Annotated in this window: 6 protein-coding genes; 1 reads left to right on the top strand and 5 read right to left on the bottom strand. The window is 67.8% G+C overall.

The genetic code is table 11. The annotated features are described in order from the left end of the window. On the bottom strand, positions 1–604 hold a 604-nt coding region (locus tag QHF89_RS45980), incomplete at its 3' end, for a transposase (protein WP_284721824.1). 76 nt (positions 605–680) lie between these two features. Then, complete coding sequence (locus QHF89_RS45975) at positions 681–1,058, bottom strand: transposase zinc-binding domain-containing protein (protein WP_136972782.1); 378 nt, start codon at positions 1,056–1,058, stop codon at positions 681–683. A 420-nt stretch (positions 1,059–1,478) separates the two neighbouring features. On the opposite strand from QHF89_RS45975, the gene QHF89_RS45970 reads away from it, so the two are divergent. Further along, complete coding sequence (locus tag QHF89_RS45970) at positions 1,479–6,416, top strand: AAA family ATPase (protein ID WP_284721823.1); 4,938 nt, start codon at positions 1,479–1,481, stop codon at positions 6,414–6,416. 112 nt (positions 6,417–6,528) lie between these two features. On the opposite strand, the gene QHF89_RS45965 is transcribed toward QHF89_RS45970, so the two are convergent. From QHF89_RS45965 to QHF89_RS45955, 3 genes are all read right to left on the bottom strand, one after another. Continuing rightward, positions 6,529–7,899 carry a hypothetical protein gene (locus QHF89_RS45965; RefSeq protein ID WP_136972780.1) on the bottom strand — a complete coding sequence of 457 codons (1,371 nt, stop codon included), beginning with the start codon at positions 7,897–7,899 and terminating at the stop codon, positions 6,529–6,531. Further along, the gene (locus QHF89_RS45960; protein WP_136972779.1) at positions 7,896–8,159 is read right to left on the bottom strand and encodes a hypothetical protein; all 264 of its coding nucleotides are present in this window, start codon (positions 8,157–8,159) and stop codon (positions 7,896–7,898) included. The genes QHF89_RS45965 and QHF89_RS45960 overlap by 4 nt, the downstream gene beginning before the upstream one ends. A gap of 67 nt (positions 8,160–8,226) precedes the next feature. Then, complete coding sequence (locus QHF89_RS45955) at positions 8,227–9,366, bottom strand: hypothetical protein (RefSeq protein WP_136972778.1); 1,140 nt, start codon at positions 9,364–9,366, stop codon at positions 8,227–8,229. Between the last annotated feature and the right edge of the window lie 142 nt (positions 9,367–9,508).

The following is a 9,508-nucleotide window of genomic DNA, read 5'->3' as shown; positions in this document are numbered from 1 at the left end:
GCCTGGCGACGTCGGAAGGCTGACGGGCGGCGAGAGCGCCGCGCGAGTGTCGACAGACCCGGCCGGGGCGCGGACAGCGCCGGTGCCGGGCGCGGCGCTGGGGGATGTAGTTGGCCGGGCGGTTACCCACCAGGTACCGGCACACCCGCTCCACGCGTTTCCGATCCCGACCATCGATCGCCGCTCCCGCGTGGACGTTGAAACCCATCACGACAGCTACACGCTCATCCTCACGTATTCGGCTCGGCTCCACCACGCGCAGCGCAGGCGCTCGCGCCGCCACGTCATAACAAGCCATAAGCGCAGGCTCGATATCGTCTCCCACTTCACCGCCAGATAGGCCTTCGATCGAGCGGCCCCAGTTCTTCAATATCGCCGCCACCCGCTTTGCGGTCCGCTCGGAGACATTCTGGACCTCACCCTCCGTCGGCGCTGACAGCCGCAGAAACGACAAGCATTCTCCATCCATACCCGCGCGCCGCACGTACACACCATCCAGCACGAGCGTATGCGCATGCACGTTCAGCCGCAGCGCCGAGTCGAATCGCTGGATGACTGTCACGGCTCCGGGAAACGCATCTTCAACGCTCGAAAGGCCAAACATACGCTTCACGCGCCATCGATACGATCTCAATAGCTCCTCCACGAACGCGCCCACCACCGCCGCACACAATTCCCTGTCATAGTACCTCCGGCAATACCTCCTCGGTCAGATGCACAGCGCCATCGCTCATCCGCCGTCCGAGGCATGATGGACAGAACCCACGTCGCTTGCACGAAAATGCGACCAGTCGCTCGAATCCGCACCCTTCGCATTCCACGCGCATGAAGCCGTATTCGAGAATCCCGCAGCGCAGATACTCCTCGACCTCGCGCACGACGAATCGCGGCAAACTCCCAATCGGCTCCACGCGCTCCCGAAACGAGTCCCAATACGAACGCACGACTCGGTAGAGAACCGTCTCCTCAGGTCGATGCCGCTCGTAGCGGTCGCCGTCGCCATGCAGTGCAGAAAGCGAACCGGAAGGCCCCACGCGCGTCCCCATCGCGCGCGCCATGCCAAACGAAAGGGACGCCGATGACCGAGCACTTCCCCGATCTTCCCTGGCGGCCGCCACCCTCCGCCATGGCGGTCGCCACACCTGGCAAGGTCCACCGCCCACCTGACGCTCGGCCTGCCCCCGCCTTCCTCAAGAACGGTACACAACCAGATTCCTGTTGCCGCTCCCGCTCCCGCTCCCCCTCCCGCTCCCGCTCCCGCTCCCGCTCCCGCTCCCGCTCCCGCCTCCGCCCCCCATTCCTTCACCAGCGCTCCTCGGCCGCACGCGTCGACGCTGCGGGGCACGTAGCCCAGCATACGCCTTGAATGGCGCAACGACTTCAACGCCCCATCCCGCAAAGTTTGGTAAGGTCGTTGTTTCGCTCGAGCGGAGGGCATCGCCCCGACCTGCCCGAGACGTTTCCTCGGTCACTCTTCGGTGGACTTCTTGATGCTCGACATTGCAGGGTATACAGCCTTCGAACGCGTCGAAGTAACGCCGTTCGCGAAGACGTTTCGCGCGCAACGGGTGCAGGACGGCCTGCCCGTCGTGCTCCAAAGCCTGTCCATCGGACGCGCCCGGAGCGCCGAGATCGCGCGATTCAAACACGAGTACGCGCAACTCGCGCAGCTCAGCTCGCAAAGCCTCGTCTCCGTCCTCGGCGTCGAGGCGCGTGAAGACAGCCTCATCGTCATACGCGAACACTTCCCAGGCCAAACCCTCGCCCACACCCTCGCCGCGCGCCCAGGCAACAAGCTCCCCGTCTCCGAGGCCCTCGCCATCGCCACCGCGATCGCCGAAGCCCTCGCCGCCCTGCATGGACGCGGCATCACCCACCGCGATGTCCGCCCCCAGAACATCCTCGTCGGCGATGCAGGCGCGCTCAAGCTCACCGGCTCCGGCGTCGACGCCGAGGTCACGCGCGCACACGAGCGACTCTACGCGTACGAGGTCCTCCACGACGTCCTGCCCTACACCGCGCCCGAGCAAACCGGCCGCATGAACCGCAGCGTCGACCACCGCGCCGATCTCTACGCCCTCGGCATCATCCTCTACGAAGCCCTCACCGGTCGTCGCCCCTTCGAAGCCCGCGAGCCCATGGAGCTCATCCACGCGCACCTCGCCCTTCAGGCCAAACCCCCCGCGCACATCGACAGCGCGGTGCCCGAGACCCTCTCGCCTCTCGTCCTCAAGCTGCTCGAGAAAAACGCCGAAGACCGCTACCAAAGCGCCGAAGGCCTGCTCGCCGACCTGCGCCGCTGTCGCCACGAGCTCGAGACCCTCGGCACGATCTCCCCCTTCACGCCCGCCGAGCACGACCACGAAGGCGGGCTGCGCATCCACCAGAAGCTCTACGGTCGCGAGCGCGACATCGACGCGCTCACCTCGACCTTCACACGCTCGCTCGGCGGCGAACGCTCCATCGTCCTCGTCTCCGGTTACTCGGGCATCGGCAAATCCTCGCTCGTGCACGAGATCCTCAAGCCACTCGCCCGCGCGAAGGGCTACTACACGAGCGGCAAATTCGATCAGTTCAACCGCGACACCCCCTACAGCGCCATCATCCAGGCCTTCGACGGCCTCGTGCGGCAGATCCTCACCGAGAGCACCGAGCGGATCCAAGCCTGGCAGCGCGCATGGCTCGAGGCGCTCGGACAAAACGGCCAGGTCATCTGCGACGTCCTGCCTTCGATGGCACACCTGCTCGGCCCGCAGCCAGTCGTGCCCGCGCTCGGACCCGTCGAGGCGCAAAACCGCCTGAGCCGATGCTTCGTGCAGTTCGTCTCGGTCGTCGCGCGCAGGGCCCACCCGCTCGTGTTTTTCCTCGACGACTTGCAGTGGATCGACCTCGCGAGCCTCGACCTCCTGCGCGCCCTGCTCGCCGACGACTCCCTCGAGTCGTTTTTCTTCTGCGGCGCCTACCGCGACAACGAAGTCTCCCCCGCCCACCCGTTCATCGCGGCGCTCGAAGAGCACAAACGCGCAGGTCTCTCCGTCTGCGACATCGTCCTCGGCCCGCTCGAGCGTCGTCACATCGTCGACTTGCTCAGCGACAGCCTGCGGCGCTCGGACACCGGCCCGCTCGCCGACGCCATCCTCAAAAAAACCGCCGGCAACCCCTTCTTCGTCCGCCGCTTCTTGCTCTCGCTCGGCGACCACGGCGTGCTCACCTTCAAGCCCGGGACGGGTTTCGACTGGGACCTCAAGCGACTCGACGAGCTCGCCTACAGCGAAAACGTCGTCGATCTGATGGTGCGCACCATCGCCCGCCTGCCGAAAACCACGCAGGAAGCCCTCCGCCTCGCCGCCGCCATCGGGAGCGAGTTCGACCTCGGCGTGCTCGCCACCGTGCTCGAATGTACGCACGAACAGGCCTACGGCCGCCTCGAGCCCGCCGCCGCGGAAGGGCTCATCATCCCAGGCCGCAACGGCTACCGCTTCGCTCACGACAAGGTCCAGGAAGGCGCGTACGCGATGATCCCGGCCTCTGGCCGGCCCGCGTTCCACCTGCGCATCGGCAGGCTGCTCGCCGAGAGCACGCCCTTGTCCGAGAGCCGCAACCTCTTCGACGTGGTTGGCCACCTGAACAGCGCGCTCGAGCTCATCGACGATCCACACGAACGCGAGACGCTCGCCCGAATGAACCTCGTCGCCGCCACGCGAGCCGAAGAATCCGCCGCGTTTGGCGCCGCGCGCAGCTTCCTCGAACTCGGCCTGCAATGCCTCCCCGAAGATGCCTGGACGTCGAAGCATCAACTCCGCCTCGCCTACGCGAGGAAGCTCGGCGTCACGCTGTCCTTGCTCGGCCATCACGATGACGCGCTCGCCGCGCTCGGAGAGGCCCTCGAGCGCGCCACGACGAGGCTCGCTCGAACCGAGATCCTGCGGCTCAAGATGAAAGCGCAGGTGCTCAAGAACGACCTGCCCGCGGCGCTCGCCGAGGGGCTCGTGGTGATGCACTCCTTCGGCCTCGACCTGCCCGCGTTCCCGGACGAAGCGACGCTCGAGGAGCAGATGCGCGTGGCACTCGACCTCGTCGTCGAGCGCTCGCCCGAAGCGCTCCTCGACCTGCCGCCGCTCGAGGACCCCGAGATCGCCGCGCTGCTCGAGGTCCTGGAGGAGCTGTTCGCGCCGACGTACTTCCTCGCGACAAACAACTTCAGCATCAGCATCGCCAAGATCCTCGAGCTGTCCTACCGCCACGGGTTGTCGCGAAGCACGACCTACGGCTGTCTCAATTTCGGCATGCTCTTGTGCGTCCGCGGGCATATCAAGCTCGGCTACGAGCTTGGCCGCATCGCTGTCAGGCTCGGCGAGAGGCTCGGCGACAAGAAGAACGAAGCGATGATCCGCAACATGTGGGGTGGCTTCGTCCAGTACTGGGGAGACGGCTACAGCGCTTGCTGGGACACGTTGATCAGGGGCAAGGACGCGGGCCTGGAGACAGGCCAGTACATCTGGGCGTTCTACAACACGGTCAACGCCGTCACGAACAGCTTCCTGCGCGGTTTGCCCATCGAGGACATCCTCGCCGAGGCGAAGAGCTACCAGCCGATCCGCAAGCTCGACCGCTTCGACGCGATCACCTGGATGGCCGGCGCGGCCGGACAGATCGCCTACAACCTCTCGGTCGAGACAGACGACCCCTGCCGCCTTGTCGGGCCCCTCGTGGACATCGAGGAGGTCATGGCCGCGTGTCGCCGGATCAAGAACGAAAGCGCGTTCTTCTTCGCGCAGCTCTACATCGTCTTTTTGCTCGTCTTCCAGGGCGCCTTCGAGGAGGCGGCGCGCGTCGTGCTCGCGTCGAACCCCGAGCTCGTCAGCATCGCGGTCTGGCACGGCACGCCTGTGTTCCGCGCCTACGCGGCCCTCGCGCTCGCGCGCGCCGCGACGAGCGCCGCGCCTGAAGAGCGCGCGGTCATGCTCTCGCGCGCCGCGGCCTACGCGGAGAAGCTCGATGCTTGGGCGGAGATCTGTCCGGAAAACTTCGCCCACCGCGCGGCCTTGGTTCGCGCCGAGCTCGCCCGCGCCCGCGGCGAAGACAGGTTCGTGACGGCGGAACTCTACGACACTGCGATCTCGCTCGCGCATCGCGGCGGCTACATCCATGACGAGGCGCTCGCGAACGAGCTGTGCGCGAGGCACTGGATGGACGCCGGGAAAAGGACGCTCGCGCGCGCTCACCTCAGCGAGGCGCGCCGGCTCTATGCCCGCTGGGGCGCAACCATTGCCTCGCGCCGCCTCGCCCGCGCCTATCCCGAGCTTGTCGCGCGCGACGAGACGTTCGACGCGCCCTTGCCGAGCACGCCTGCGCCTTCGGCGGACGCCCTGGACATCGGGTCGGTGCTCAAGGCGGCGCAAGCGATCTCGGGCGAGATTGTGCTGCCCCGATTGATCGACGCCCTCTTGCGCGTGGCGCTGGAGAACGCCGGCGCGCGGCGCGGGGTCTTGCTCCTTTTGCGGGATGGCAGCCTCGTCGTCGAAGCGGAGCAGCGCGCGTTTGGCGAGGAAGACGCGCCTGCATCGACGGCGATCGAGCGAGATCTCGGGCAACGCTCGGATCTGCCTGCGACCGTGCTCGCGTACGTGGCGCGCACGCGTGAGAGCGTGCTCCTGGAGGATCGCGTGCAGGATGGCCCCTTTGCGCTCGACCCTTACCTCGTGGACGCGCCTCCGCGCTCGGCGCTGGCTGCGCCCATCATCGGCAAAGGTCGGCTTTCGGGCGTGATTTATCTGGAGAATGACCTCGCGCGGGGAGCCTTCACGCCTGCGCGGGTCGAGGTGGTGGGGCTCATCTGCACGCAGGCTGCGATCGCGATCGAGAATGCGCGGTTGTATGGGGAGCTGGAGCGGCAGGTGGAGGAGCGGACGGCGGAGCTACGGCACGCGAATGAGGCGCTCGTTCGTTTGAGTCGCGCCGAGCAGGAGCGCAGGGAGCAGGAGGCTCTCGACCAGCGCGCGGTCATCAGCCAGCAGGAGGAGGTGATCCATGCGCTGTCGGCGCCGATCATCGAGGTCTGGTACGGGGTGATCGCGGTCCCGCTGGTGGGGGTGCTCGACGCGCGGCGGGGCGAGGAGATCATGGAGCGGGTGCTGCATCGGATTGGCTCCGCTTCGTGCCGCCAGGTGATCCTTGATTTGACGGGGGTGGAGAGCGTCGATTCCGAAACGGGCGAGCGCATCATGCGGATTGTCGGCGCGACGCGGCTGCTCGGGGCGAGCGTGGTGATCACGGGGATTCGCGCGGCCGTTGCGCAGACGATGGTGGCGTTCGACGCGGGCCTGAAGGAGCTGACGACGCGGGCGACGCTGCGGGACGCGCTGCGCGCGTATATGCGGTCGGAGGGTGCAGGGGGATTTTCGACGCGGAGGTGAACCCCCTTTTCTCTTCATCGACCACCTCGTGGCCGATCGATCGACGCGATCAACCCCACCGATAAAACGACCCCACGGGCTTGCCGGCCAGCAGGCGAGCAGCCAGTCCCGCTCAACCTGGTCGCGTCCTTTCGCGCGCTCGCCGCACCGCGGCCCGTGCACGGGCGGACGCAGGGGTGGGGTCGAGCTCTTCGGCCCGACGAAGATCCGCCTCCGCCGCATCGAGTGATCTCTCGCGCAATGCGAGGATGCCGCGCGTCAGGTGCGCGCGCGCCCGCTCCACGTTCTTCGCGTTGTTGTCGGTGTCTTGCTCGCCCCAGGGGGGTTGGCGTGCATCGACCTTGAAGGCGGTGGCGATGGCTGCACGGGCCTCCGTGCGGCGATCCAGCATATCGAGCAGGACCGCGCGGGTCGTGTGGTAGGGGGCATGATCGTCGAGGGCGAGGGCCCGATCGACGTCGCCGAGGGCCGCTCCGACATCACCTCGCGCCCAGGTTCGGCTCGCGCGCTGGTGGTAAGCGGCCGCAAGCGGAAGCTTCACGGAATAGACCCAGTCTCGATGTGAACCGCGCTCGCGTTGCAGCAATGCCTCCTCGAGCATGGCCTCGCCTTCGACGATGACCTCGTCCCAGTCGGGATAAAGCCGAGGCAAGACGCGCACGACCGGCAAAGGCTCGGCGCCCGCGCGCGGCAAATGTGCGAGGACGGCGAAGAGACCGGCCATGGCGGCGGCGTCATGGATTCCTCCCGCTTCGGGTCCTCCGTCGCGGATCTGCGTCAGCGTCCGGAGCGCCTCTCGCCGGTCCGGTTCGAAGGCGCCCTGGGTACGCATGTCCATCGCGAGCAACGAGAAAAAGAAAAATGCGAGCTGCCAAAGGTCGTGCTGGATGGGATCGACGTTCGAGCGCCAGCGCGGATGCATGGCTTCCGCCTCGCAGTCGTCCTCGATCGCGAGCGCCTCGAGCGCCTCGAGCAAATCGAGGTCGGCCACGCCTGGAACGAGCCACCGAATCTGAAGGCCTCCGCTCTGCTCGACGAGGCGCAGGTGCGACGGACCAAACCCGAGCCGACCACAGCCTTGCTCGTGCAGGCGCGCCATGACGTCGCACGCCTGCAATGCGCACGCTGCCGCTGCTTCGATCGGCAGAGATGGCCGGGGGCAGACGGGCGGAGGCGCCGCAAAGACGATGCCCGGGCCCACCTGCAACACCGGCACGGTGTACGGCGACGCGAGCGCCTGCACGCGCCGCGCGACGGTCTCGATCGCGAGGTCCTCCTCCCAGGCGTACGCCTCGCCGCGCGGATGAATGTACACTTGTCCACCCGCTTGCCGGTCGCTGCCGAGGAGCCAGTAGGCTTTTTTCTTCGAGAGACCGGGCCGGTACCAGAGCCGTGTATACTTCCAGAGCACGCGACGGGCGCTGGCGACTTCGTCCGGATTGCCGCGCACGTCGAAGCGACCCTCCTCCGGGAATCGCCTCATGACCCGCGCCTCGCGTTGACGTGGATGCGCGCACGCTTCAACGCGACGAGCGCCGATCCTCCCGCCATCCCGAGGGCGAGCAGCGGCAAGAGCCGGCGCGCCAGCGCGTCCTCGAGGGGTACATCGGGCGTGGGGGCGGGATGTTCGTCCCAGTCCTTCGGCCGCGAGGGTTCCGGCAGGACGTCGGCCCGCGCGGCACCCACCCAGGAGAACCAAGTGAACAAAACGAGTGCGCTCCAGCCGAGGCCACGCCTTTTCATAGGCTCCGGAGGGTATCACGGGCCGAGCCATCGTTGCAAAGCCAGGGCGGGTACCACGTCCCCCCGCTCACGCCGGCCAGATGCGCGCCGTCACCGTGTTCTGACCTGCGCGCGTCGTGGCATAAAACGTCCACCCATCGTTCGTGCGTATCCCGAACACACGCGCGCCAAGCCCGTTCGCGTAATACGCCCTGGGGGAGAAGAGGTCGTGGTTGTTCAGATTGAGGTGTTGCGCGAGCTCGTCGTAGGCCGCTTCGCGCAGGTGGTTGCAATGCTCCCGGGGGGTCCGGTTGGCGAGCTGCGCGGCCTCGGCGATCCCTGGGTCCTCCGGCCCGATGTAGTAATTCGCGTGGATCACGGTGGGCCCGTTGCGGTTGCCGGCGATCAAGATGCCGCATCCGTTCAAGGGGTCGGTCATGAACACGTCCATCTGGTTGTTCAGCGTGACGCGATGGGCCTGGTTCTGCGCCCAGGGCACGAAGACGGCCTCGCGTGACGTGTTCGTGCCCGCCTGGAGGACCTTCACACCCACGGCCCGACCCCCCAGCGCCTCGACGAGGTCGGTGTGTCGGCCTTCGCAGTTGTACGTGAAGACCCGGGCAATCGATTGGGTCCCGACGGATTCGACCGGGCCGGCGGGCATGAAACGCGCCTCGGGCGTCATCTCCCGAGCGCCCAGGAACTGCGGGGGGTTGGCGAAGAGGTCCGCCCAGCGGAGCCGGACCTCCGGGGCGTCGTCCCGGAGGTTGCCCCGGGGAAGATCGAGACCCCCGCCGCCCCCGCCGTACAGGAGGCGATAGGCCCCATACGCGAGCCCCCCGAGGACCATCGCGCCTCCAACGTAGGGCGCCGCGGCGACCGCCATCGCTCCGAACGGCTGGGCCACCGGCTGCCCCTCCGCGCGTGGTGGAGGGGCGGCCGCAGCGTGGGGCGGGTGCGCCGCTCTCCGCTGCACGACCGCGGCCGGGTGCGGCGCGCGCGACGTCGCTGCCGCGGGCGTAGGCTTCGGCTGCGCCACCTTCGCCGGATGTGGGGCGCGCGGTCCGGCCGCCGCGGGCGTAGGCTTCGGCTGCGCCACCTTCGCCGGATGTGGGGCGCGCGGTCCAGCCGCCGCGGGTGCAGGCTTCGGCTGCGCTGCCTTCGCCGGATGTTGCGGACGCGCGCCCTGCCGCAACCCGCCTCGGTCGCCCCCTGTCTTGCCGGTCATCGCTGCCTCCCTGGCCGCCCCCCGCCATCATCCCCGTTTGCGCCCCTCCCGCCCAATTTCTGTCATTCGCGCAGCTCGACCCCTCGCGCCGCCTCGGCCGAGCCGCGAGCCTGCTGCTTGCCTCGTGCTAGCTTCCGCCCGC

Source organism: Polyangium sorediatum, assembly GCF_029946465.1.
Classification (GTDB): Bacteria; Myxococcota_A; Polyangia; order Polyangiales; family Polyangiaceae; genus Polyangium; species Polyangium fumosum.
Note: the sequence above shows the minus strand (reverse complement) of the source record. Positions and strands in the feature narration are given on the sequence as shown.